The sequence below is a fragment of the Paroceanicella profunda genome, assembly GCF_005887635.2.
Classification (GTDB): domain Bacteria; phylum Pseudomonadota; class Alphaproteobacteria; order Rhodobacterales; family Rhodobacteraceae; genus Paroceanicella; species Paroceanicella profunda.
Genome location: NZ_CP040818.1, coordinates 332,705 through 354,041, shown reverse-complemented (window position 1 = coordinate 354,041; position 21,337 = coordinate 332,705). Strand labels below are relative to the sequence as shown.

At 68.1% G+C, this 21,337-nt stretch carries 22 protein-coding genes and 1 tRNA gene; 10 read left to right on the top strand and 13 right to left on the bottom strand.

Translation table 11 applies throughout. The features are described from left to right. Nucleotide 1 precedes the first annotated feature (1 nt). From yidC to rpmH, 5 genes are all read right to left on the bottom strand, one after another. Nucleotides 2-1,789 (bottom strand): membrane protein insertase YidC, encoded by a 1,788-nt coding sequence (gene yidC, locus FDP22_RS01495; protein WP_138579250.1) that lies wholly within the window; start codon nucleotides 1,787-1,789, stop codon nucleotides 2-4. 132 nt (nucleotides 1,790-1,921) lie between these two features. Beyond that, nucleotides 1,922-2,764, bottom strand: coding sequence for a tRNA 2-thiocytidine(32) synthetase TtcA (ttcA, locus tag FDP22_RS01490; protein ID WP_138579252.1), 843 nt, complete (start codon nucleotides 2,762-2,764; stop codon nucleotides 1,922-1,924). Between the two features lie 54 nt (nucleotides 2,765-2,818). After that, nucleotides 2,819-3,085, bottom strand: a complete 267-nt coding sequence (yidD, locus tag FDP22_RS01485; RefSeq protein ID WP_138579254.1) for a membrane protein insertion efficiency factor YidD — start codon at nucleotides 3,083-3,085, stop codon at nucleotides 2,819-2,821. Next, on the bottom strand, nucleotides 3,082-3,555 hold the full coding sequence (gene rnpA, locus FDP22_RS01480; protein ID WP_138579256.1) for a ribonuclease P protein component: 474 nt from the start codon (nucleotides 3,553-3,555) through the stop codon (nucleotides 3,082-3,084). Before rnpA ends, yidD begins: the two co-directional genes overlap by 4 nt. A 23-nt stretch (nucleotides 3,556-3,578) precedes the next feature. Beyond that, on the bottom strand, nucleotides 3,579-3,713 hold the full coding sequence (rpmH, locus tag FDP22_RS01475; protein WP_138579258.1) for a 50S ribosomal protein L34: 135 nt from the start codon (nucleotides 3,711-3,713) through the stop codon (nucleotides 3,579-3,581). 96 nt (nucleotides 3,714-3,809) lie between these two features. On the opposite strand from rpmH, the gene FDP22_RS01470 reads away from it, so the two are divergent. The 5 genes from FDP22_RS01470 (at nucleotide 3,810) to FDP22_RS24790 (ending at nucleotide 7,862) form a co-directional block, all read left to right on the top strand. Beyond that, a complete protein-coding gene (locus FDP22_RS01470) occupies nucleotides 3,810-4,484 on the top strand; it encodes a hypothetical protein (RefSeq protein WP_143972232.1) in 675 nt (224 codons plus the stop codon). A gap of 111 nt (nucleotides 4,485-4,595) precedes the next feature. Then, the gene (locus tag FDP22_RS01465) at nucleotides 4,596-6,059 is read left to right on the top strand and encodes a sensor histidine kinase (protein ID WP_138579262.1); all 1,464 of its coding nucleotides are present in this window, start codon (nucleotides 4,596-4,598) and stop codon (nucleotides 6,057-6,059) included. An 11-nt stretch (nucleotides 6,060-6,070) separates the two neighbouring features. Beyond that, nucleotides 6,071-6,147 (top strand) — tRNA-Arg (locus tag FDP22_RS01460). Between the two features lie 155 nt (nucleotides 6,148-6,302). Beyond that, nucleotides 6,303-7,448: a TniQ family protein gene (locus tag FDP22_RS01455; protein ID WP_239031839.1), complete on the top strand. Its 1,146-nt coding sequence runs from the start codon at nucleotides 6,303-6,305 to the stop codon at nucleotides 7,446-7,448. Nucleotides 7,449-7,574: 126 nt separating this feature from the next. Then, nucleotides 7,575-7,862, top strand: coding sequence for a hypothetical protein (locus FDP22_RS24790; protein WP_239031838.1), 288 nt, complete (start codon nucleotides 7,575-7,577; stop codon nucleotides 7,860-7,862). A gap of 269 nt (nucleotides 7,863-8,131) precedes the next feature. On the opposite strand, the gene istB is transcribed toward FDP22_RS24790, so the two are convergent. The 3 genes from istB to FDP22_RS01440 all read right to left on the bottom strand — a co-directional run bounded on the left by istB (nucleotide 8,132) and on the right by FDP22_RS01440 (nucleotide 11,081). Further along, nucleotides 8,132-8,923, bottom strand: a complete 792-nt coding sequence (gene istB, locus FDP22_RS01450) for an IS21-like element helper ATPase IstB (RefSeq protein WP_143972228.1) — start codon at nucleotides 8,921-8,923, stop codon at nucleotides 8,132-8,134. Then, a complete protein-coding gene (gene istA / locus FDP22_RS01445; RefSeq protein WP_143972275.1) occupies nucleotides 8,913-10,442 on the bottom strand; it encodes an IS21 family transposase in 1,530 nt (509 codons plus the stop codon). Before istA ends, istB begins: the two co-directional genes overlap by 11 nt. 420 nt (nucleotides 10,443-10,862) lie before the next feature. Then, the gene (locus tag FDP22_RS01440; RefSeq protein WP_138578833.1) at nucleotides 10,863-11,081 is read right to left on the bottom strand and encodes a DUF1413 domain-containing protein; all 219 of its coding nucleotides are present in this window, start codon (nucleotides 11,079-11,081) and stop codon (nucleotides 10,863-10,865) included. Between the two features lie 767 nt (nucleotides 11,082-11,848). Here FDP22_RS01440 and FDP22_RS01435 point away from each other — a divergent pair. Next, complete coding sequence (locus tag FDP22_RS01435) at nucleotides 11,849-13,045, top strand: APC family permease (protein ID WP_138578851.1); 1,197 nt, start codon at nucleotides 11,849-11,851, stop codon at nucleotides 13,043-13,045. 39 nt (nucleotides 13,046-13,084) lie between these two features. Here the strand turns inward: FDP22_RS01435 and FDP22_RS01430 are convergent, their stop codons facing one another. Together FDP22_RS01430 and FDP22_RS01425 are read right to left on the bottom strand one after the other, a co-directional pair. After that, nucleotides 13,085-14,428, bottom strand: a complete 1,344-nt coding sequence (locus FDP22_RS01430) for a PepSY-associated TM helix domain-containing protein (protein ID WP_138578831.1) — start codon at nucleotides 14,426-14,428, stop codon at nucleotides 13,085-13,087. A 147-nt stretch (nucleotides 14,429-14,575) separates the two neighbouring features. Next, nucleotides 14,576-15,055, bottom strand: coding sequence for a hypothetical protein (locus FDP22_RS01425; protein ID WP_138578829.1), 480 nt, complete (start codon nucleotides 15,053-15,055; stop codon nucleotides 14,576-14,578). A 361-nt stretch (nucleotides 15,056-15,416) separates the two neighbouring features. On the opposite strand from FDP22_RS01425, the gene FDP22_RS01420 reads away from it, so the two are divergent. Beyond that, entirely contained in the window at nucleotides 15,417-15,629 is a 213-nt protein-coding gene (locus tag FDP22_RS01420) for a hypothetical protein (protein WP_138578827.1), read from the top strand. 26 nt (nucleotides 15,630-15,655) lie between these two features. On the opposite strand, the gene FDP22_RS01415 is transcribed toward FDP22_RS01420, so the two are convergent. Both FDP22_RS01415 and FDP22_RS01410 read right to left on the bottom strand, forming a co-directional pair. Further along, nucleotides 15,656-16,495: a DUF2182 domain-containing protein gene (locus tag FDP22_RS01415; RefSeq protein WP_138578825.1), complete on the bottom strand. Its 840-nt coding sequence runs from the start codon at nucleotides 16,493-16,495 to the stop codon at nucleotides 15,656-15,658. An 8-nt stretch (nucleotides 16,496-16,503) separates the two neighbouring features. Further along, nucleotides 16,504-17,148, bottom strand: coding sequence for a DUF1326 domain-containing protein (locus FDP22_RS01410; protein ID WP_138578823.1), 645 nt, complete (start codon nucleotides 17,146-17,148; stop codon nucleotides 16,504-16,506). A 120-nt stretch (nucleotides 17,149-17,268) separates the two neighbouring features. Between FDP22_RS01410 and FDP22_RS01405 the strand changes: the two genes are divergently transcribed. Beyond that, entirely contained in the window at nucleotides 17,269-18,474 is a 1,206-nt protein-coding gene (locus FDP22_RS01405; protein ID WP_138578821.1) for an adenylate/guanylate cyclase domain-containing protein, read from the top strand. Between the two features lie 745 nt (nucleotides 18,475-19,219). Here FDP22_RS01405 and FDP22_RS01400 read toward each other — a convergent pair. Next, nucleotides 19,220-19,699, bottom strand: coding sequence for a VOC family protein (locus FDP22_RS01400; protein WP_138578819.1), 480 nt, complete (start codon nucleotides 19,697-19,699; stop codon nucleotides 19,220-19,222). 263 nt (nucleotides 19,700-19,962) lie between these two features. Between FDP22_RS01400 and FDP22_RS01395 the strand changes: the two genes are divergently transcribed. Then, nucleotides 19,963-20,598, top strand: coding sequence for a ParA family protein (locus FDP22_RS01395; protein WP_138578817.1), 636 nt, complete (start codon nucleotides 19,963-19,965; stop codon nucleotides 20,596-20,598). A gap of 49 nt (nucleotides 20,599-20,647) precedes the next feature. Continuing rightward, complete coding sequence (gene arfB, locus FDP22_RS01390; RefSeq protein WP_138578815.1) at nucleotides 20,648-21,067, top strand: alternative ribosome rescue aminoacyl-tRNA hydrolase ArfB; 420 nt, start codon at nucleotides 20,648-20,650, stop codon at nucleotides 21,065-21,067. The last annotated feature ends 270 nt before the right edge of the window (nucleotides 21,068-21,337 follow it).

Sequence of the window (21,337 nt, the reverse complement as noted above, 5' to 3'; positions counted from 1 at the left end):
GTCAGGCGTCCTTCTTCTTGCGCTTGAAGCTCTTCTTCACGTTGCCGAACACGTCCACGTCCACCCCCTGCGATCGCATGATCAGGTATTGCTGGGTGAAGGTGAGGATGTTGTTCGCGCACCAGTAGATCACCAGGCCGGAGGCGAAGGAGCCCAGCATGAACATGAACACCCAGGGCATCCAGGCGAAGATCATCGCCTGGGTGGCGTCGGCCGGGGCCGGGTTCAGCTTCTGCTGCAGCCACATGGTGACACCCATCACGATGGGGAACACGCCGATGGAGATGATGGCGAACATCGACCCGGCTTCCGGCGCCGGCCAGGGCAGCAGGCCGAACAGGTTCACGATCGAGGTCGGGTCCGGGGCGGAGAGGTCGTGGATCCACCAGATGAACGGCGCGTGGCGCATTTCCAGCGTCACCGTCAGCACCTTGTAGAGCGAGAAGAACACCGGGATCTGCAGCAGGATCGGCAGGCAGCCCGCGGCGGGGTTCACCTTCTCCTTCTTGTAGAGCGCCATCATCTCCTGCTGGAGCTTCATGCGGTCGTCCCCGGCGCGCTTCTTCAGCGCCTCCATCTCCGGCTGGAGCTTCTTCATCTTCGACATAGACACGTAGGACTTGTAGGCGAGCGGGAACAGGAGCGCCTTGATGCCGAAGGTCAGCAGGATGATGGAGAAGCCCATGTTGCCGATGTGGCTCTGCAGCCAGTGCAGCACCTCGAAGATTGGCTTGGTGAGGAAGTAGAACCAGCCCCAGTCCACCGCGTCGTCGAACTGCGGGATGTTCAGCGTGTCGCGGTAATGCTGGAGGGTCTTTACTTCCTTCGCGCCGGCGAAGAGCCGGGTGGTGATGGAGGCGGTGTCGCCGGCGGCAACCTGCACGGTGGGCAGGCGCACCTCGGTGAGGTGCTGGGGCTGGTCGCCCACGGTCTCGTAGCGGTAGGTGGCCTCGAAGGGCTGGCCGAACTGCGGCACCAGCGCGGCCATGAAGTACTTGCCGGTGAGGCCGATCCAGCCGGTCTCGGTGACGTTCACCTTCTCGAAATGGCTGCCGTTCGCGTCCACGGACTCGAAGTCCTCCATGTCGCTCCAGCCGGGGTAGGTGAGCTTGCCGTCCGAGGCGCCGATGCCGCCCTCGTGCACCAGGCGGTTGTGGGCGTCCGGCGGGGTGCCGCGCCGCGCGACATAGCCGTAGGGCACCAGCGAGACCGCGGCATCGGAGGTGTTCTCCACCGTCTGCTCGATGGTGAACATGTAGCGGTCGTCGAGCGAGATCACCCGGCGGAACACGAGGCCGGCGCCGTTGTCCCAGGACAGCGTGACCGGCGCGGAGGGGGTGAGCGTGTCATTGCCCTCCACCTGCCAGGGCGTGTTGGGGTTCGGCGTGGGGGTGTCGGTGCCCGGGGCCACCAGCCAGCCGTAGGTGGCGAAGTAGGGCTCGGCGCTGCCGGTGGGCGAGAACAGCACAACCGTGTCGGAATCCGGCTCCAGCGTGTCCTTGAAGGCGTTCAGGTGCAGATCGTCGATGCGCCCGCCCTTCACGGAGATGGACCCGGAGAGCAGCGGGCTCTCCACCTTGATGCGCCGGGTCTGGCCGAGCGCCTCGGCACGCACGGCCACGGGGTCCTGCGGCAGGGTGGGGGCAACGGGCTCCTGGCTCTGCGCCGCGGTCTGCTCGGCCGGGGCCGGGTCCTGCGGCGGCTCGGGCGGGAAGATGGCATACCAGCCGATGAAAACCACGAGACTCAGCGCAATGGCGAGGATCATGTTCCTGTTCTGGTTGTCCATCAGGGGCTCCGGCTGGAAAGGGGTCTGGGAAGTCCGCCCGGTTTGAACAGTCTGGGGGCGTGGACGTCAAGGGGAATTGGGGCACGCCCGCCTGCGATACAAGCGCCGGTGCGGCCCGCAGAGGGGGCAGGTTCAGTCCGCCGCCGGGGGCGGGAGATCGCGCATCAGCGCCGCGAAGTCGAACAGCGCGGGGTCCGGCAGGTGGCTGGGCCGGGCGTTCATCAGGGCGCGGAACATCACCTGGCGGCGGCCGGGGCTGTTGCGTTCCCAGCCGTCGAGCATCTGCTTGACCTGGGCGCGCTGCAGGCCCTCCTGGCTGCCGCAGAGGTCGCAGGGGATGATCGGGTAGTTCATCGCGCGGGCGAACTTCTCGCAATCCGCCTCCGGGACGAAGGCGAGCGGGCGGTAGAGGAACAGGTCCTTCTCCTCGTTCAGCAGCTTGGGCGGCATGGTGGCCAGCCGCCCGCCGTGGAACAGGTTCATGAAGAAGGTCTCGAGGATGTCGTCGCGGTGATGGCCCAGCACCACCGCCGAGCAGCCCTCCTCCCGCGCGATGCGGTAGAGGTGGCCGCGCCGCAGCCGCGAGCACAGCGCGCAGAAGGTCTTGGTGGAGGGGATCTTGTCGGTGACGATGGAATAGGTGTCCTGGTACTCGATCCGGTGCTTCACGCCCATGCGTTCCAGGAACTCCGGCAGCACGGTGGCGGGGAAGTTCGGCTGGCCCTGGTCGAGGTTGCAGGCCAGGATCTCCACCGGCAGCAGCCCGCGCCACTGCAGCTCCGTGAGGGCCGCGAGCAGGGTGTAGCTGTCCTTGCCGCCGGAGAGGCAGACGAGCCAGCGCGCGCCGCGTTCAACCATGTGGAACGTGTCCAGCGCCTCGCGGGTCTGGCGCACGATGCGCTTGCGCAGCTTGCGGAACTCCGTGCTGTCGGGAGCGCCGTGGAAGAGCGGGTGGATGTCGGATGTGTCGAGCATGGCGGTTGATACCAAGGAGCCGGCGCCTGCGGCAAGCGCCATGTGGACGGGGCGTCAGTCCGGCACGTTGTCGATGCCCGAGCCGCCGAGCGGGTGGCAGCGCAACAGCCGGCGCAGGGTGAGCCAGGAGCCGCGCAGGGCGCCGTGGCGCTCCAGCGCCTCCAGCGCGTATTCCGAACAGGTGGGGGTGAAGCGGCAGTTCATCCCCACCCAGGGCGAGAACACCAGCCGGTAGGCCCGCACGGGCAGGGCCAGCAGCCGCGCGCCAGCGCCGGCCCGGGCGCAACCGCAGTGCGGGGCGTGTCCGGGCCCGGCGCTCATTTGCGCGCCGCGTGCAGCTTGGACACCGCGGCGCGGAAATCCTCGGTGAGGCTGTCGAACGGCCGCGCCGCCGTCACCTCGTTGCGGCCGATGAGAACATAGTCCCAGCCGTCATGCCCGATGCCGGCAAGGGTGAGCCGCGCCACCTCGCGCAGGCGGCGCTTGGCGCGGTTGCGCGCCACGGCGTTGCCCACCTTCTTGGAACAGGTGAAGCCGACGCGGATACCCTCCGCCTCGCCCGGCGCGCGCCGGCGCGCCTGGACGATCATCCCGGGCATGGCCTGCCTGCGGGCGCGGGAGGCCGCAACGAAGTCACGCCGCTTGCGCAGCGTGTCCACGCGCGGCGGCGTGTCCGTGGCGTCTCTCGCCCGGTCCGCTTCCGGCAGGCTGTCAGGCGCGCAAAATGAAACCGCCGGGGGCGTGTCGGCCCCGGGGTTTCCCTCGGCCGAACCCGTTCCCGGCGGTGTCATTTTCTCGAACCCTGTCAACCGCCTCAGGCGGAGATCTTCTTCCGGCCCTGGGCGCGGCGACGGTTCAGGATCAGACGGCCGTTCTTGGTGGCCATGCGAGCCCGGAAGCCGTGGCGACGGGCGCGGACGAGCTTGCTGGGCTGATACGTGCGCTTCATTTTATTCGCTCCTGCTTCGTGTCGTCCCGACCGAAGCCGGGCGGGGCGCGCCCGTTCGGGGGCCCCGGTCATTCCGAGCGGCTTCCATAGAGGCAAGTGCGCGGGCTGTCAATTCCGGATGCACGCAACGTCACCCTGTTCCGCGGCGCCCGGGCCGCATCCGCGCGCCCTTCGGCAGGGGGACGCGCGCGCCAGGTCCCGGCGGGTCGCGGCCGCGCGTGCGACAATGCACTTCGGTTAACCCTGAACGTGATATGCTGCAAAATCATGACGGTGCGACACATCAGCCTCCTGCTTCTCCTCCTCTGCGCCACGGCCCTCCCGGCGGCGGCGGTGGAGGGCGGGTTCGGCACGGGCGCGGGCGCCGAATTGCGCGCCGTCTGCCGCCATTACGAGAATCGGGCGCGCTTCCGCCCGCGCGAGGGCGTGGCGGAACTGGTGGTGATTCTGGCGGAAAGCTGCGGCTCCGCGCTGCGCACGCTCGAACGCGGGCCGGGCGCCGGCCCGGACGCGGCGGCAGCCCGGGCCGGCGCCCGCGCCTATCTGCGGCGCCTGCACGCCTTCAAGGCCCTGATCACCGGCATCAACACCGGAAGGTTCCTGTCCTCCGACGCGGGCACGCGCGCGATTCGCAGCACCCGGCCGGTGTCCGCGACGGGCGAATACCTCATCGCCCGGCGCTTCGGGCTGATCTCGGCCTACCATGAGTGGCTGCGCGGCGCGCCGGAATATGCCGGCCCGGTCCTGCCGGAACGCCCGGCCGGGAACTGATGCCGCCCGCCGCCTGCGCCGCCTTTCCGGGGGGCTCCTATTGTCGCGCTGCCTCGCAGGCCCTACTTTTGCGTGAACGAGGCGTGTTTTACGCGAACAGGCACAGGCCCTATGCTTTTCAATACCCTGTCCGGGCGGCTGATCCTTCTGACGACGCTGTTCGTCATCCTGGCCGAGGTGATGATCCTCGTGCCGGCGGTCTCGCGCTTCCGGGTGGAATACCTGCGCGAGCATCTCGAACGCGCGCAGATCGCCTCGCTCGCCCTGCTGGCCACGCCCGATGACATGGTCGAACCGGATCTCGAGGCCGAGCTGCTGGACAATGCCGGCGTGCTCAACATCGTGCTGCAGCGCGACAAGCGCCGGGAACTTGTGCTGTCCTCGCCGTTCTCCGGCGCGGTGGACGAGAGCTTCGACCTGCGCGAGGCCACCGAATACACCCTCTTGCGCGACGCCGTGCGCTGCCTGCTGGCGCCGCCGGGCCGCATCATCCGGGTGATCGGGCCACCGGTGAAGGGCGGCGGCATGGTGATCGAGGTCACCCTGCCGGAAAACCCGCTGCGCGCCGAGCTCATCGCGCATGGCCAGGGCATCCTCGCGCTGTCGCTCGCCGTGTCGAGCGTGGCCGCCGTGCTGCTGTTCCTCGCCCTGCGCCGCTTCATCACCCGGCCGATCCAGCGCGTGGCGCAGAACATGTCGCGTTTCCAGGAGGCGCCGGAGGACGCGCGCCGCATCATCCGCCCCTCGTCGCGCATGCGCGAACTGGCGGAGGCGGAACACGCGCTGCAGGACATGCAGTCGCGGCTGAACTCGGCGCTCAAGCAGAAGGAACGGCTGGCGCAGCTTGGCGGCGCCGTGGCGCGAATCAGCCATGACCTGCGCAACATGCTCACCACCGCGCAGCTGCTGGTGGACCGGATCGACATGAGCCGGGACCCGAAGGTGAAGCGCGTGGCGCCCAAGCTGGTCGCCTCGCTGGACCGGGCGATCAACCTGTGCGAGCGCACGCTCGACTTCGGCCGCACCGAGGAGCCGCCGCCCGAGCCGCGCCGCGTGCTGCTGCGCCCCTTCGTGGACGACCTGGGCGAGGGCGAGCTGCTGGCCGCGCAGAACGCCGGCATCCGCTTTCGCAACGACGTGCCGGAGGGGCTGGTCTGCGAGGCGGACCCGGACCAGCTTTTCCGCGTGCTGGGCAACCTGATCCGCAACGCGCGCGAGGCGCTGGAGCATGTGGTGACCGGCGGCTGCATCTGCCTGTCCGCCGTCACGGTGGAGGGCGGGGTGGAGCTGATCGTGGCCGATGACGGCCCCGGCCTGCCCACCTCGGCGCTGGAAAACCTGTTCCAGCCGTTCCGCGGCTCCGTGCGCCGGGGCGGCAGCGGGCTCGGTCTCGCCATCGCGGCCGAACTGGTGCGCGGCCACGGCGGCCGGCTGGAACTGCTCGACACCTCCACCGAAGGCACCCGGTTCCGCATCTTCCTGCCGGGCGCGCACCCGCTTCCGGGAGGGGGCGAAAAAACTGTCACGTCACCGCGAAATTCGCCCTTGCATACCCCCGAGTCGCCCGATAGATAGCTCCCCACAGCGCACCCGTAGCTCAGCTGGATAGAGCACCAGACTACGAATCTGGGGGTCGGGCGTTCGAATCGCTCCGGGTGCACCATTTACCCCTTGTCAGTTGCCAAGCAAAACCGACTTTTGTTACATGTAACTGACCCAATCGGTAGAATTTCCTGAAATCATAGCAGCGTTGCTCAGTTGAGCGGGTGATCGTAAGATCAAGCCAAGTCAGCCTTTGTTTGATCTCGGAAGCTTCGCTTGGTCAAAAGCCTACCTGCCACACCCGGAACGAACTTCCTGCAATTGCCACTGACGGTGGCACATGCCGCGTGCGAGTCGGCACCTTCCTTGCTGTCGCGGCTTGCGGCCAGGAACGGCGCCATTTCGATGCAGAGGTTTTGCGGCGACATTGCCTTTCCGATCGACCCGCTCTTTCGGGGTGAGAAAGTGGCTATTGATCAATTGGCGCAGCTTGCAGGGTGTGACGTGGGCGCATTGGAGCGGGTGTCTATCCGCCATCTCGGCAAGGGCCATTTCCGACTGCGGGATGAATTCGCATCCCTTCAGAGCTTTCAGCGCACGCGCATCTGCGTCTGTCCGGAATGCATACGGTCCGAGATGCCGTCAGCAGCGGAGTCGTGGCGTGTGCCGCGTCGCCTCCAGTGGAAATTCTCGTCGATCAGGAGTTGCCCGGAACACGGCTGCATGCTCATGAGCCTTCCAGCCGAGAAATTCCACAAAGACGCCAGAGATTTCGCGGCGCAGCTGCGAAAACACCACGTTTGGATTTTGGATCAGCCGGTGGTCCAGGCAAACCACAGCCCTTTCGAGGCGTATATTACGAACCGCATCCTGAGCGGGCGGGGCGACCGATGGATCGACCGCCTCGAACTCAACGTGGCGTCGCGGGCATGTGAGGTGCTGGGCCTGCGTGTCGCAAAGGGGCCAGATGCTGCGCTGGCGGGGCACAGTGAGCCAGACTGGATGACCTATGGTTCCTTGGGCTACGACACACTGAAAGACGGACCTGTAGCCCTTTCCAATTGTCTTGCCGATATGGCTCGCGAGGACGTCACGGACGGCAGGTTTTTCGGTCGACTCTTTGGCCCCTGGATGGCGTGGCTGAAGGGCCGGAGTCTCGGCGATGAGTTCGAGCCCCTGCGTGACGTCGTGCGGCGACACGTCTTTGACAATTTTTCCGTCAGAAAAGGGGTGCTGGTGCTTGGCGTGCCTTCGGAGGGAATGGCTTCGTCGAACCCACAGCAGTCCGTTTCGCTGGAGGGGGTCGCCAAGCGCAATGCGGAGGATCTGATTTACCGAGGTCTCGCAAAGCGTGACGCTGGTGGCGGTATCGTACCAATGAATTTTGTAACCCAGCAAATGCTCGACGCCTACGAACGCTAGAAGAAGTTCTTTCGAAACGCAAAGCGTTCATCTGAAGGTGGAAAATCCAGAACATTTGTTTCGGACGAAACCAATGCGGCAGGGCAGAGCCGCCTTTCCATCGGTGACGCCGCCGGGCAGTTAAGAGTGACGATCAAAACAGTAGGGTATTTGATCCAACATGGAATGTTGTGCGGAGTGGATGCCTCCGAGCAATACCGCCGAGGGGCGACTGTTGTCACAATTGACAGTTTGGCGCGCTTCCAAGAGAGCTTTATTTCCTTGGGCGAGTTCGCAGAACTCGTGCAGCGCCCACAAGGTGAACTTTCGATGAAGCTTAGAAATGCCAATGTGGCCCTGTTGGCGATGCCCCATGATCTGAGCCAGATTTACTGGCGCGAAGACGTGAGCGCCTACGCAACAACCAAAATTTGACCCTTTCGGCCCCAACCGGACCTTGCTGATACCGTGAATATGCTGCGGTTGCAGCCCGCATTGGGGACATTCATGCGTCCCGCAGAATTCTTAGGGGGGCGATGGCGAGTTCGCAGAAAAAAGCTGCAAAGGCCGGCAAAAAAAACAATAGTTGCCGGCGGCTGCCGCCACTCTCGTCGACCGAAAAGAATGGGCACTGTTGGATGTCACTGAGAACTGACCCAGCATTGTCATCGAGATTTGACCCGCCTGTCAGTATGTCGGTCGGTTCATGATGGGGTCAACATTGGCGTCTCCTTCCTCTTTTTTTTCGCGGTCTCGGAGCTGGCCTTGAAGCGATAACTGTCGTTTCCGGTTTCCAGGATGTGGCAGCGGTGTGTGAGGCGATCGAGGAGCGCCGTGGTCATCTTGGCGTCACCGAAGACGCTGGCCCATTCGCTGAAGCTTAGGTTCGTGGTGATCACGACGCTGGTGCGTTCGTAAAGTTTGCTGAGGAGGTGGAACAGCAAGGCGCCGCCCGAGGCGCTGAACGGCAGGTATCCGAGCTCGTCGAGGATCACCAATTCGGTTTTCACCAACGCCTCGGCGATTTTCCCGGCCCTTCCCAGCGCCTTTTCCTGTTCCAGCGCGTTCACCAGCTCGACTGTGGAGAAGAAGCGCACGCGTTTGCGGTGATGCTCAATCGCCTGGACTCCGAGGGCGGTCGCCACATGGCTTTTCCCGGTGCCGGGCCCGCCAATCAGGACCACGTTTTCGGCAGCATCGAGGAACTCGCATCGATGAAGCTGCCGAACGAGGGCCTCGTTGACCTCGCTGGCCGCGAAGTCGAAGCCTGACAGGTCCTTGTGGGCCGGGAAGCGCGCTGCCTTCATGTGATAAAAGATGGACCGCACTTCACGTTCGGCCATTTCAGCCTTCAGCAGCTGGGACAGGATCGGGATCGCCGCATCGAACGCAGGCGCGCCCTGTTCCATGAGGTCATGCACGGCTTGGGCCATGCCTGGCATCTTCAGACTGCGGAGCATGATGACGATGGCAGCTCCGGCGGGATCATGACGCATGGCGTTTGCCTCCGGATGTGCGCAGCCCATCGTAGCGTGCAACATTGGCCTCGGGCTCCTTGCTCAGCGTCAAGGCCGGAGGCGGCGTTACGTCTGGCAACTCGACTGAAGTGCCGTTCACCAGCCTGTGCAATAGGTTCAGCACGTGGGTCTTTGTCGGCACGCCGGCCTTCAACGCCATGTCCACCGCGCACAGGACCGCCTGTTCGTCGTGATGCAATACCAACGACAGGACGTCGACCATCTCCCGATCACCGCCGGGTCTGCGCAGCATCTGATCCTGCAGCTCACGAAAGCCCCTCGGCATCTCAACAAACGGGGCGCCGTTACGCAGCGCACCGGGCTTGCGCTGGATCACGGCCAGGTAATGCCGCCAGTCATAGATGACGCGGCCCGGTTGCCGATGCGACCTTTCAATGATGCGCTGGTGCTCGCAGACGACATGCCCTTCAGCAACGACAACCAGCCTTTCGGGGTAGATGTGCAGGCTGACTGGCCGGTTCGCAAAGCTGGCAGGCACGGAGTAGCGATTGCGATCAAACGTGACGAGGCAGGTTGGGGACACCCGCTTGCTTTGCTCGACATAACCGTCGAACGCGGTGGGCAACGGCATCAGCGAGGGCTTCTCCGCTTGCCAGACGTCTGCGATGCTGCCGGGCAAACCGCCATGTGCGGTTTCGGCCCACAGCGCCTTGCACCGTTCTTCCAGCCAGCAGTTCAGCGCATCGAGATCAGGGAAGGTGGGCATCACCTGCCACATCCTGCTGCGCGCATCGCGGACGTTCTTCTCGACCTGGCCCTTTTCCCATCCCGCCGCCGGATTGCAAAAGTCGGGTTCGAACACGTAGTGGCTGGTTATCGCCATGAAGCGCGCATTTACATCGCGCTTTTTGCCGACGCCCACGCGGTCCACCGCCGTGCGCATATTGTCGTAGATCCCGCGGCCCGGCACGCCTTCGAAGATTCTGAACGCATGCCAATGCGCGTCGAACAGCATCTCGTGTGTCTGCAGCAAATATGCCCTGACCAGGAACACGCGGCTGTGCGACAGCTTGATGTGTGCGACCTGCAGCTTGGTCCGTTCACCCCCGACGATCGCGTAGTCTTCGCTCCAATCGAATTGGAAGGCCTCGCCCGGCTTGAACACCAGAGGCACGAATGTCCCGCGATCCGTCGTGTTCTGCGCGCGCTGCCGGTCCGATTTCCAGGCTCGGACAAAGGCTGAGACCCGCTCGTAGGACCCATCGAACCCCAGCTGAACCAGATCCGCGTGCATCTGTTTCGCCGTCCGCCGCTCTTTGCGCGATTTGCGCTGTTCGGCCAGCAACCAGCCCGACAGCTTCTCCGCGTACGGGTCGAGCTTGCTCGGCCTCGATGGTGCCTTGAACTTGGGCTCGACGATCCCGGCACGCAGGTAACGCCTGATCGTATTTCGGGACAGTCCAGTCCGCCGCGAAATCTCGCGGATGGGCATCTTGTCCCGCAGTGCCCACCGTCGAATGACGCTCAAAAAATCCATGTCGATCACTCCAATGACCCCCGACAAATCTCGTCAGGGGGAGGGTTCCACATGGGTCAATTCTCAGTGACATTTCCTATCGCTGCTGGGTCAGTTCTCAGTGACATCCAACACCGAAGATTTGTATTCAAATTCTTCGGGATCATATCCAAGTTTCCGGAAAACGGAAGCGATATGCTCTGTCGGATCAGTGCCGCAGATTACAAACGCTGCCACCGAAAAACCAAAGCGATGATGTTTACTGTCATCCAAATAAAAATATGCCATGTAGCGAAAATAAGCGCCATTGGGTTGCTCTTAAAGGTTATTCTCAAAGAATATCTAAACATTTCGACGATAGAAGCGCGATATCCGCATGCGGGCTGCAATCTCAGCACCGCGTCGAGTGACCGCAATGGGCTGAGGCCTACTCCAACAAGGTCAGGTTCTCCGGTACCAACGGAGATTTTCACCGTCTTTTCCTTCGTCTTCCACCTCCGGAAAGTCACGCAAGTTGGCTCGAAAATCTCTGCCGAGTTGCCGAGCGGCACCTTGGCCATCTGGCCAATCTTCACCCAAAAGGTCACGGATATTGAAGCGCGATCCGACCTCCAGCTCGTTGACCTTTTGCGCAATGATCGCTCGTAGCTCTTCAAACACAGTCTCTTGCTCCTCGCCAAAGATTTTATCTGTCTACCAACTGATCTGTGCGTAGTCGAATGTCGGGTTTGCCGAAGCTGTGCGGCAGCGTCGATCGGTAGAACGGACGGCAGCTTTGGACCGGGGAGCGACGCCGCGCGAGGGGCGATTAGGTTCTTGGCCCTGCCGTGCAGCGAAGGTCCGGAACGAGCCCAGCGTAACGGATGCTGCGCTGTCGACGAATGTCCGGTTGGGTCGGAAATGCTTGGCATTTGGGTCGGAATTGCTTGGCACAGCGCACTGACAAGATTCAAAAAATTTGCCGGAAAGAGTCGGAAATGCGCGGCATTCGACACCCCTTTTTTATTGCTGGCCTTCGGTTTTCGCCCTTCGGGGCGGAGTGAACCTGTCGGTTTGCGGGCGTTCTCCGCGCGGCCGGGTTCCGGGCCGGGAGGGGGGCGCTTTCCCCGCGGGCGCCGGTGTTTCGCGTGCGACATCCCTGGGCGGGCCCACGAAGACATTGCCGGATGGCGATGCGGCGCGTCTCGCTTCCGGCCCGCCGGGCGGGACCGGTCTGCCAGGCGTGATGCGCCCGGGCGGCCGTGCCCGCGACACGGCCCGGCTGGCGCGCATCCATTGCAGGACGGAAGACGGCACTTGGGCCCGGGCGCGCGTGGCCTCCGGGGCGCCGGGGGTCCGATCCTCCGATTGCATCCGGGCGGCTTTGCGGCATATGTCGTGGGGGCGTACAGGGCGTCGCTTGCAGCGGGATCGGGAGTGCGGACGTGATGGATACACTCCTGATTCTGGCAGCGACACTCGTCGCCGTAGCGGCGCTGCTCTGGCTTCACAGGCGCGGGGGCAAGGGCTGGCGGGCCACGGTGACGCCGCTGGCCTCGATCATCGGCAGCGGCTTCCTCGTGCTTGGCCCGATCCTGGACGCCGCCTTCGGGGCCTGGGCGCCGATCGCGATGCTGGGGCTCTGCGCCGTGGCCTGGGCCTTCGGCAGCGCCATCCGCTACAATATCGCCGTCATCGATGCGGGGGAGGACAGCCGCAGCCGGGCCGAGACCTGGCTGGAAACCGCCTCGTCCTGGGCGCTGGCCTTCGCCTATTTCATCTCCGTCGCCTATTATCTCAACCTGTTCGGCGCCTTCGGGGTGAGCCTCACGCCGGTGAACTCCGATGTCGCGGCGCGGGTGCTGACCAGCGTCATGCTGGGGCTGATCCTGCTGGTGGGCTGGACGCGGGGATTTTCGGCGCTGGAGCGGGTGGAGCAGGTGACGGTGAGCCTCAAGCTCGCCATCATCGCCGGGCTGCTGATGGGGCTGGCGCTGCATTTCGGCCGCGGGCTGCGGGCGGAGAGCCTCGTCTTCCTCGCGCCGGAGCGCACGGGCTGGCCGGCGGTCACGCTGCTGTTCGGGCTGATCGTCACGGTGCAGGGGTTCGAGACCTCGCGCTACCTCAGCGCCAGCTATGACGCGGCCACGCGCATCCGCTCCATGCGCTGGTCGCAGGTGCTCTCCACACTCATCTACGTCGCTTACATCTGCCTCATCGCCTATGTCTTCGAGCGCGACGACCTGCACCTGGAGGAGACGGCGATCATCGGCATGATGGCGGTGGTGGCGCCGGTCCTGCCGCTGATGCTGGTGGTCGCGGCACTGGCCGCCCAGCTCAGCGCGGCGGTGGCCGACACCAGCGGCTCCGGCGGGCTGATCACCGAGCTCTCGGGCGGGCGCATCGGTCCCCGGAAGGGCTACGCGGTGCTGGTGGGGGTGGGGCTGGCGCTCACCTGGGTGTCGGACGTGTTCGAGATCATCTCCTACGCCTCACGGGCCTTCGCGCTCTACTACGCGCTGCAATCGGCGGTGGCGCTGGCGGGGGCGCGGCGGCGCGGGGCGGGGCTGGCGGTGCAGGCCGGGTTCGGCGCGCTGGCGCTGCTCGGGGCGGCCATCGTGGTGTTCGGCGTGTCGGTGGAGTGAGGCCACCCGCCCGGGGCGGGGCGGGCAGCCTCCGGCCGGTCAGCCCGTGGCGGCCGTGCGCCCGGCCACGAAGGCCCGGTCCAGCAGCATCAGCACCAGCAGCACGGCGCCGGTGAGCGGGAAGATCACCCCGCCGATCATCAGCAGGGCGAAGAGCCCGGCCAGCGCCCGCCCGTCCGCACGGCAGGGCGGAATGCCGAGCCGGCCCGCCGGCCGGCGCTTCCACCACATCACCGCCGCCGTCACCGTGAGGCCGAGGATGGCCAGGCAGGCCGCCAGCAGCACCAGCTGGTTCGCCAGCCCGTATTGCTGGCCCATGTGCACGTTGATGCCCCATTCCAGCCCGCGGCCCAGCGGTCCGTAATCGGCATAGGTCATGTCGATCAGCGGCGTGCCGCTGTACTGGTCAAGGTGGATCACCTGCTGGCGCGACAGGTCGTCCGGGTAGACCGAGGCGGACCACACGCCCCGCGGGCCGGAGGGCATGGCCAGCGTGTAGCCCGGCGCGATGCCGCGCGCCTCGACGATCCGCGCCGCGCGGTCGATGCCGATGGGCGCACCGCCGGTGGCCCCGGAGAGCGGGATGCGGGCCTGTTCGAGCGACCATGTCGTGGGCGTCACGGAGGTGAGGGGCACGTCGGACATCGGCACCTGGACACGGACCCCGGCCGGGTATCCGGAATTGGTGCCGTTCGCGAGCGCGTTCACCTTCGCCCCCCAGATGCCGGACCAGGGCATGCCGGTGATGGCGAGGAACAGGATGAAGCCGCCGGCCCCCAGCCCCAGCACCGCGTGCAGGTCTCGCCAGAACACCCGGCGCCGGGGCGTGCCGCGCACGCTGACCACGCCGCCGCCCTGGCCGCGCGGCCACCACAGGAACACGCCGGTGGCCACCATCAGCACGCACATGCCGCCGGTGATCTCGATCAGCGCCCGGCCCCAGGGCCCGGCCAGTTTCAGGCTGTGCAGGTTGCGCACCGTCCACATCAGGGTGCCGCGATAGGGCAGGGTGCCGAGCACGCGGGCCGAGCCCGGGTCGACGTAGACGGCCGTCACCGCGCCGGAGGCGGTGCGGATGTCGATCTCGGCGGAGAGGTCGGGCGCGGCGGGGGAGACGTATTTCGTCGCCGTGCCCGGCACGCGCTCCAGCGCGGCGGCCACGAGGGCGGAAGGCGCGAGCGCCGCCTCCGCCTGCACGGGCGTCACGTTCAGCAGGTCGCGGTGGACGAGGCCGTCGATCTCGTCACGAAAGAGGTAGAGCGCGCCGGTGACGGCGAGCAGCGCCATGAACGGCAGCACCAGCAGGCCGGCGTAGAAGTGCCAGCGCCAGACGGCCTGGTAGAGCGGGCGGGCCGCCGGGGCGGAGGGAAGGGGGGAGGACATGTCCTTCGGGCTTTCAATGCGGGCCGGGGCGGGGAGGCGGCGCGTGCCCGACAGAGGCGCGGCCGGCCGCCGGCACGCGCAACGGCGGCCGGGCCCCGGGGGATCAGACGGGAAGTGCGGAGCGCGGGGCCGCAGCGGTGGCGCGGCTCAGCCCCGTGCCGGCGGCCCGCGCGGGGCGGGCCCGCACGCGGGCCCGCGGCCACGGGCCGCGGCATCCGCCTGCAGGGGGCGGCCGAGGCGCAGGGCGATGCCCGGCGCGGGGCGGGCCGGCAGCAGGGCCGCGGCGGGGGCGGGCAGGCCCGGCCCGCCGGGCTGGCAGCAGGCGCCGCAGCAAGGGCAACTGGCGCGATGGTCTGCGGGAGGGTCGGCCGGAGCCGGCCCGGCATGGTCCGCCTCCGCGCCGGGAGGGTGCTGCGCCACGGGCACCGCGCGCAGGCCCTCCGGCGTGCAGATCACCATCGTGTCCGCCGGGGCATCGGGCATGGCCTGCGTCATGGCGCCGGCCATCGCGGCGCCGGTGAACCGGGCGCTGAACAGGGCAAGGACGATGAGCAGCCGCAGCACGAGGCCCGGCCAGCGCGAGGCGGGGCGGCGTCTGTGCGGGGAGGAACGGGCGGCGCGGCTCATGCCCCGTTCATGCCCCGCCTTCCCGTGCCTGTCACTGCGGCATGTCGCGTCGCCCCGCGGGGGGCGTAGCGGAAATGCTCCGAAACCACGGCGAAACCCCGGGATGCGGGCAGCGGACATGTGCGGAAAGGGCCGGGCACGGCTGTGCCGGCGCTGGAAAAAGGCGGGCGCGGTTCCCACATACCGGGCAACCGCGCCCCTAGTCCAACAAGGAATACATCCCTAGATAGAATATGGAGCGTGGCAGACAAGTCTTGCGCGAAAAATAACTACTGCAGATGGTATTATCGAACGATCCTGCGTCGTTTCCGCAACAGGGGCCCTTGCTCCGCGCGCGGCGGGGGTCTCAAGGAAACCTGATATGATTCTCTCCTGTGACAAGACCGGCCGCTGGTGGCAGGTCTCCAGCGCGGCCGAGGCGATGCGCCTTGCGCGCACTCTCGGCCTGGCAACCTTCATGATCGGGGCTGGCGAGGCGGTGTCCACCGGCGCCGCCCCGTCACCGCGCCCGGAGGCGCCTGCCTCCGGCGCGGTGTTGCCCGACATCCCGGTGCCCCGGCCGCAGCGGGGCTGAGCGGGCCCGCGGAGGGCGGGGCCAGGTCAGAGCGCGCCGGCGATCATCGCGCCGCCGCCGAGCACCAGCGCCGCGCCCGCGATGCGGGCGATCCGCCGCCCGCCGGGGGCCAGTTTCTCCAGCGCCACGAACAGCGCCAGCCCGGCGATCCAGTAGAGGTTCATCACCCCGCCGACGAAGAGCAGCGCCATCAGCGCCCAGCAGCAGCCGAGGCAATAGGCGCCGTGCACCAGCCCCAGCCGCGCCGCGCCCCAGGGCCCGCGCAGGCCGCGCCCGGCGAGGAACGCCGCCGGGCTGCGGCAATGGGTGAGGCAGGCGGCCTTCAGCGGCGTGAACTGGAACAGCCCGGCCGCCACCAGCAGCCCCCCGGCCGGCAGGCTGGCGGTGAGCGCCATGCCCGCCGGCGAGACCAGCCCCAGCGCCACCAGCAGCCCCTGCGCCAGCGCGGCGGCCAGGCTGAAGCCGGCCCAGCAGGCGAGGTATCCCGCCACGAAGCCCGCGGTGGTGGCCGCCACCCGCTCCGCCCCGGTGCGGCGCAGCAGCGCCGCGTAGAGCAGCACCACCGGGGCCGCGGCGGGAAGCATCATCGCGATCATCATCAGCCACCACATGAGGAACAGCAGCAGGGGCGCCACCGGGGCCATGCCGCCCATGCCGCCCGTTCCGGGGGCGCCCGTTGCGGGAGCCATCGCCATGTCCGCGCCGGCGGGGGCGCGGGGCGGCAACAGGCCCCCGGTCATCTCGATCGCCGTCATCTCCATGCCCACGCCGAACAGGGTGTAGAGGGCGCAGAGGAGGAACAGCAGCGCCAGGGGCGCCGCGACGAGCAGGGTGTCCCGGCGCAGGACACCCTCGATGCCGGGCATCGGGCCGCTCAGGCCGCGATGTCGCGGATCGGCCCGTTCTGCGACAGGTGGAGTTCGCAGAACTGGGCGTAACTGTCGATGTTTCCGGAGATCTCGACCGCTCCGAAGGTGCGGGAGGTGCCGCTGCCCACCTCGGCGATGTTGTATTCGAACCCGTGCGGCAGGTCGATCCGCGCCCGGTGTTCGGCGCCGGTGACGGGATTGCGGATCGGCTCCGCCCGGGTTTCGAACACGCCCTCCACCGCGATGACCCCGGTGCGCGCGGCGATGTCCACCTCCATCCGGATCGGACGGTAGAGCGTTTCGTGTTTCCTTGGCGCCATGGCGGAGAACACCCACCACATGGTGGCCATGTCGGCGGTGTCGGCGCCGGTCATGATGCGCTCCAGCGCCGTGCGCTGTGCGTCATCGGCGCGCGGATCGATGATGATCTGCATTTCGCCGTTGCCCTCGTGCACGGCCCCGGGCCATTTGTATGTGGCGGCGGTCAGGAGGCCGTCCAGCCGGGTATCGCCGTAAAAGCCGGTATCGATCGCGAAGGCCACAACCGCCTCGCACGTGCCGTGCGTGGGGAGGGCATTGAACTGGCAGGGGCACCCGTAGGCGCAATTGCAGTTTGCCAGTTCCCGGCCATGTATCTGCCAATCAGTCATGGAAATACTCTCCTCGCCTGGAGTTGAAAAACATCATCAGCTTTCGAGAAACATGCATGCAATCTACTTTAAACCGGCGGAGGTTACCATGACTGTGTTCATCCGCACGCCAGGAGCCCGATGATGCGCGAAGATCCGGTTCTGGAGTGGCTGACGGGTGCGGGCCTTGCCGGGCTCGGGGAGCAGGCGCTGCTGCGGGGCATGTGCGAAGCCTGCCGGGCCAGCGGCCTGCCCGTGGCGCGCGCGCTGCTGCTCGCCGACATGCTCGACCCCACGCTGGAGGGCCGTGGCGCGAGATGGCGGGAGGACACGCCGGAGGGCGAAAACTTCGAATACGGCCGTTCCGGGGAGGACGATGAGGGCGCCGTGTCCTGGGCGCGCAGCCCGCTGAACGCGCTCGCCCGCTCCGGCCAGACCATGCTGCGGGTGCGGCTGGAGCGCGGTGAAACCGGGGAGTGGCCCCTGCTGGCCGAGCTGGCCGCCAGCGGCATGACCGATTACCTGTGTTTCGTGCACCGGATCGCGGAGGAGGACGTGATCGGCGAGATGGACTGCGTGTATTCCAGCATCGCCACCCGCGCCCCGGGCGGTTTCACCGAAGCGCAGGTGGCGCGGCTGCTGCGCTGCACGCGGGCGTTGGCGCTGGCGCTCAAGAGCGTGGCGCAGGGCCGCGTGGCGCGCACGCTGGCGCGGGTCTACCTCGGGCATGACGCGGCGGAGCGGGTGCTGGGCGGCGGCATCCTGCGCGGCATGGTCGAGCGGATCGAGGCGGTGCTCTGGTTCTCGGACCTGCGCGGCTTCACCACCATCGTCGAACAGGCCAGCCCGGCGGAGATCATCCCCTTCCTCAATGACTACGCCGAGGCGGCGATCACCGCCATTCACGGCGCCGGCGGCGAGACGCTGAAGCTGATCGGTGACGGGGTGCTGGCGGTGTTCCGGCAGGGCTCGGCGGCGGAGCGCGGCCGGCAGGCGCTGGCCGCGGAGGCGGATTTCCGCACCCGCCTCGCCGCGCTGGCCGAGGCCCGCGGGGCACGGGGCCAGCCCGTCACCTCCGCCTATGTGGGCCTGCATGTGGGCGAGGTGTTCTACGGCAACATCGGCGCGCGCGACCGGCTGGATTTCACCGTGGTCGGCCCGGCGGTGAACGAGGTGAGCCGGATCGCCGCGATGTGCCGCTCGGTGGACCGTGACCTGCTGGTCTCCGACACGCTGCGCGACCTGCTGGGAGAGGCCGAACGCACCGCGCTGGTCTCCACCGGCCGCTTCGCGCTGCGGGGCGTGGGCCGGGCGCAGGACCTCTACACCCGCGATCCCGAAGCCTGACCCCGCGCCGCCACGCGCCGCGGCCGGATCGGTTTCGCCGCCCGGCGAGAGACACTCTTGTTCCGCCCGGCGCGCACCCCGGCTCGCCCGGCGCCGCCATACCGCCGGAAAGAACGGGGCGGCGACGTCGGTCGGCGAGGGGCACTCTTGTCCCGTCCGGCGCACACCCCGGCTCGCTCGGCGCCGCCACACCGCCAGACAGAACGGGGCGGCGGCACCGTTTGGTGCGGGACACTGCCATCCCTCCGGCGCACACCCCGGCTCGCCCGATGCCGCCACACCGCCAGACAGAACGGGGCGGCGACACCGTCTGGTGCGGGGCACTGCCATCCCTCCGGCCCGCGCCCCGGCTTGCCCGGCGACGCCGCACCGCCGGACAGAGCGCAGCGGCCGCACCACGGGCGAGGGACATTCCCATCCCCCCAGCCTGCGGTCCGGCAGTCCCGGCGCCGCCACACCGCCGGGGCCACTTGGCGCGGTGGCACTGCCGACCCACCCGCCGCAGGAACGCGCGCCGTCCCGCCCAGCGTGGCGAGGGATCCTGCACGGTGTGACGACAGGGCGCGATCCGCCCGACGGAGCGACATCGCCTCATCTGCCCGGCGCGACGCCGGGTTCGCGACCTCCCGCAGTGCCCACCCGCTCGTCCGGCGCGGCACTTCTGCTCCGGCTCGCGCCCGGCGCGGGACTGCTGCGCGCGGCACGGCACGGCGACGCCGCTCGCGCAAGCGGCCCGAGGGGGGCGTCAGCCGTTGCGGGCCGCCTGTATCGCGGCCACGTCTATCTTGCGCATCTCCATCATCGCCGCGAAGGCGCGCCGGGCCTCGTCGCCGCCGGCGGCCAGTGCGTCGGTGAGCACGCGCGGTGTGATCTGCCACGAGATGCCCCACCTGTCCCTGCACCAGCCGCATTCGCTTTCCTGGCCGCCATTCTCCACGATGGCAGTCCAGTAGCGATCCGTCTCCTCCTGGTCATCGGTGGCGATCTGGAAGGAAAACGCCTCGGAATGCGTGATCCCAGCGCCGCCGTTCAGGCCGATGCACGCGATCCCCGCCACCGTGAAGGCGACCGTCAGCACATCGCCGGCCCGGCCGGCAGGGTAATCCCCCGGTGCGACGGTCACCGCGCCGACGGCACTGTCGGGGAAGGTTCGGGCATAGAAGCGGGCGGCTGCCTCCGCCTCGCCGTCGAACCACAGGCAGACGGTGTTCCTGGCCTGAGCCATCCTCTTTCCTCCTCCGGTGAAGCCCGGGTGGGCCGGCGCGCAACGCGACGGGAGGCCGGGCGGTTTGCGGGTTTGTACGCGCCGGGGGCGCCGCGGGTTCCCTGCGCTGTCCGGGAGGGGCGCAGCGGGCCGCCTGCGCAGCCTGTGGGCGGGCCCGTTCCCTGCTTCCGGCGGGTCCGGTGCGCGGGGGGAGCCGAGATGGGGAGTTGCCATGTCGCCCCCGCCCGGCGTTACTGGTGGGAGCGCGGCGAGGAGGGACAGTCATGGCCACCACATTGTTGTTCACCCAGGCGAAGGGCGGCGCCGGCAAGACCATGCTGCTCACCCAGCTCGCCGCGCTCTGGCTCGGGCAGGGGCGCCGGGTGGGCATCGTGGACCTCGACCCGCAGCGCTCCGCCTCCGGCTGGGCGGCGATGCGTGCCGCCGCACCCGATGCCCGGCCGCTCGCGGTGCTGATCGAGAGCGCGGACTGGCGCGCCTCCTCCGACCTGCGCGAGGCGCAGGGCAAGGCCGATCTCGTGCTGGTGGACACTGCCGGCCACGCCGAGGCGCTGCGGCTCACGGTGATGTCGGGCGCGGATGCCGCCATCGTACCCTGCCAGCCCTCGATGTCCGATGTCTGGGCCACCGCCTCCACCCTCACCGCAATGCGGGACGGCAAGTTGCCCTTCACCGTGGTGCTCAACCGCATGCCGCCGCGCGGCCGCACCGCCGAGGCGGCCATCGCCGCGCTGGAGGAGGCCGGCGCGCCCCTGGCCGAGGCGCGGGTGGGCAGCCGCTCCGCCTTCGCGGATGCCTTCATGCAGGGCGCCGGCGCCACCGAGATCGCCGCGCGCAGCCGCGCGGCCCAGGAGATCCGCGCGCTGGGCGGGGAGATCGGCCGGCTGGTCGGGCTCTGAGCCGCCGCCCGGGCTTTCCAGCGACGCGGCCCTGTGGCAGGGAAGGCGCATGATCCGCATCACCGACCAGATCTCGATCGCCCCCTGGGAGATCACCGAAACCTTCACCCGCGCCTCCGGCCCGGGCGGGCAGAACGTGAACAAGGTCTCCACCGCCGTGGAGCTGCGCTTCGAGGCCGCCCGCTCGCCCAACCTGCCGGGGGACGTGAAGGCCCGGCTGCGCCGCCTCGCCGGCCGGCGCTGGACCACCGAGGGCGCGCTCATCATCACCTCGGACCGCCACCGCCTGCAATCGCGCAACCGCGAGGACGCGATGGAGAAGCTCGTCGCCCTGCTGGCCGCTGCCGCGGAGCGCCCGAAGAAGCGCGTGCCCACCCGGCCCACGCTCGGCTCCCAGCGCCGCCGCCTCGCCGCCAAGACCCAGCGCGGCCAGGTGAAATCCCTGCGCGGGCGGGTGGAGGACGACTGAGCCCCGCCCCCGGCCGGGGCAGGGCGCCCGGGCCGCGCCCCGCGGCCTCGTTCCCCGAGCGGGGGCTCGATGCCCCCCGAGGGGAAGGCTCCCGGCTGCGGAGCCGGGCGTGACGGGCGGGCTTCGGGCCGCGCCGCGAGCCGCGCCTGCAATGCTCCCGGCCTCGCACGCGGCGTGAAGGCGCCGCCCTGTCGCGGCTGTCCGCGCCGGCCCCCGGGATTGCCTCCGCCCGGCGCGACACTACGTAAGGAGCGCGCGCCGCTGAGAAGG